At 68.6% G+C, this 2,005-nt stretch carries 3 protein-coding genes; 1 reads left to right on the plus strand and 2 read right to left on the minus strand.

Going from position 1 to position 2,005, the window contains the following annotated elements; translation table 11 throughout:
- Together ACE3TU_RS21810 and fabA are read right to left on the minus strand one after the other, a co-directional pair.
- Positions 1 to 968, minus strand: a 968-nt coding sequence (locus ACE3TU_RS21810; RefSeq protein WP_374627953.1) for a beta-ketoacyl synthase N-terminal-like domain-containing protein, incomplete at its 3' end; no start/stop codon positions are given.
- Positions 969 to 1,015: 47 nt separating this feature from the next.
- Positions 1,016 to 1,519 carry a 3-hydroxyacyl-[acyl-carrier-protein] dehydratase FabA gene (gene fabA / locus ACE3TU_RS21815; protein ID WP_374627954.1) on the minus strand — a complete coding sequence of 168 codons (504 nt, stop codon included), beginning with the start codon at positions 1,517 to 1,519 and terminating at the stop codon, positions 1,016 to 1,018.
- Positions 1,520 to 1,769: 250 nt separating this feature from the next.
- On the opposite strand from fabA, the gene ACE3TU_RS21820 reads away from it, so the two are divergent.
- Positions 1,770 to 2,005, plus strand: a 236-nt coding sequence (locus ACE3TU_RS21820; RefSeq protein WP_374627955.1) for a Fur family transcriptional regulator, incomplete at its 3' end; no start/stop codon positions are given.

Consider the following 2,005-nt stretch of genomic DNA (forward strand, 5'->3'; position numbering starts at 1 on the left):
GGCGGGCAGGCCTCGCCGGTGCCGAACACGGCCCGGATGGCGTCCATTTCCCTGAGGTCGCCGACCGGCGTCGAGGTGGCGTGCGGGTTGATGTAGTCGACCGGGCCCCGGACTGTCTCGAGCGCCATCTGCATGCAGCGGATGGCGCCTTCGCCGGAGGGGGCCACCATGTCGTAGCCGTCCGAGGTGGCGCCGTAGCCGACGATCTCGGCGAGGATGGTGGCGCCGCGTGCCCTGGCGTGCTCCAGCTCCTCGAGCACCAGCACGCCCGCGCCGCCGGCGATGACGAAGCCGTCGCGCTTGGCGTCATAGGCGCGCGAGGCCTTTTCCGGCGTGGCGTTGAAATCGGTCGACATGGCGCCCATGGCGTCGAACAGGTCGCTGAGCGTCCAGTCGAGATCCTCGTGGCCGCCGGCGAAGACGATGTCCTGCTTGCCCCACTGGATCAACTCGTAGGCGTTGCCGATGCAATGCTTGGAGGTGGCGCAGGCCGAGGTGATCGAATAGTTGACGCCCTTGATGCCGAACGGGGTGGCGAGCGTCGCCGAGGCGGTCGAACTCATCGCCTTGGGCACGGCCAGCGGCCCGATGCGCTTGGGGCCGCGCTCGCGGGTGATGTCGGCGGCCTCCACCACGGTGCGGGTGGACGGACCGCCCGAGCCCATGATGATGCCGGTGCGCGGGCTCTGGATGTCCTTGTCCTCGAGTCCGGCCGTGCGGATCGCCTCCTGCATGGCGATGTAGTTCCACGCCGCGCCCCTGCCCATGAAGCGGGTGGTGCGGCGGTCGAGCACCTCGAATGGATCGAGCCTGGGCGCGCCGTGCACGTGGCAGCGGAAGTTGAGATCGGCATAGTCCTGCGCGAAGACGATGCCCGGCCGCGCCTCGCGCAGGCTGGCCAGCACTTCGTCGAGATTGTTCCCGATCGAGGACACGATCCCCATGCCGGTCACGACAACCCGTCTCATTGTGCCTCCTCGACAGCGCGACCGGCCTTCCGCGGCCGGTCCTGGACTTACTTGAACAGGCCGACCCGCAGGCCGGCGGCCTCGTAGATCACCGTGCCATCGGCCTTCACCCAGCCGTCGGCGATGCCGAAGGCCAGCTTGGATTTCATCACCCGCTTGAGGTCGATGCCGTATTCGACGCGCTTGACGTCGTTGGTCACCTGGCCGGAGAACTTCACCTCGCCGCAGCCGAGTGCCCTGCCCTTGCCGGGCGAGCCGTCCCAGCACAGGAAGAAGCCCAGCATCTGCCACAGCGCGTCGAGCCCGAGGCAGCCGGGCATCACCGGGTCGCCGATGAAGTGGCAGTCGAAGAACCACAGGTCCGGCCGGACATCGAGTTCGGCCCGCACCAGGCCCTTGCCGTGCGCGCCGCCGGTGCCCGCGATCTCGGTGATGCGGTCGAACATCAGCATCGGCGGCGAGGGCAGTTGCGCATAGCCGGGGCCGAACAGCTCGCCCTTGCCGCTCAGGATCAGGTCGTCGTAGCCGTATGCGTTCTTGCGCTCCGCCATTGGCCGGGGCTTTCTCCGATCGGATGTTTGGTCCCGTTACTAGGGGTTGGGGGGTGGAGGGTCAAGCGCGCCGCCGCGCCCGTCCAGCGCTAGTTCGGGCGTTGCGGCCTTCCGCCGCTTGTGCCGCCGCTGAGGCAAAGCTATAAGTTCGCCAGCAAGCCCCATGATCGACAAGGATCATATGCCCGACCGCAGCCTGACGCCCCGCCCCGTACCGTCGCGCCGGCCCTGCCTGACGGCGGTGCTGCGCATGGCCGGCCTCAGGCCGACGCGGCAGCGCGTGGCTCTCGCCGAGCTGCTGTTTTCCGGCCAGCACCGGCATGTGAGCGCCGAGCAGCTGCATGACGAGGCGGCGGCGGCGCGTGTCAACGTGTCGCTGGCCACCATCTACAACAGCCTGCACCAGTTCCGCGAGGCCGGGCTGCTGCGCGAGGTGGCGATCGACGCGTCGCGGTCCTATTTCGATACCGACACGTCGGACCACCA

Origin of the sequence: Devosia sp., from assembly GCF_041917035.1 — a bacterium.
Taxonomy (GTDB): Bacteria; Pseudomonadota; Alphaproteobacteria; order Rhizobiales; family Devosiaceae; genus Devosia_A.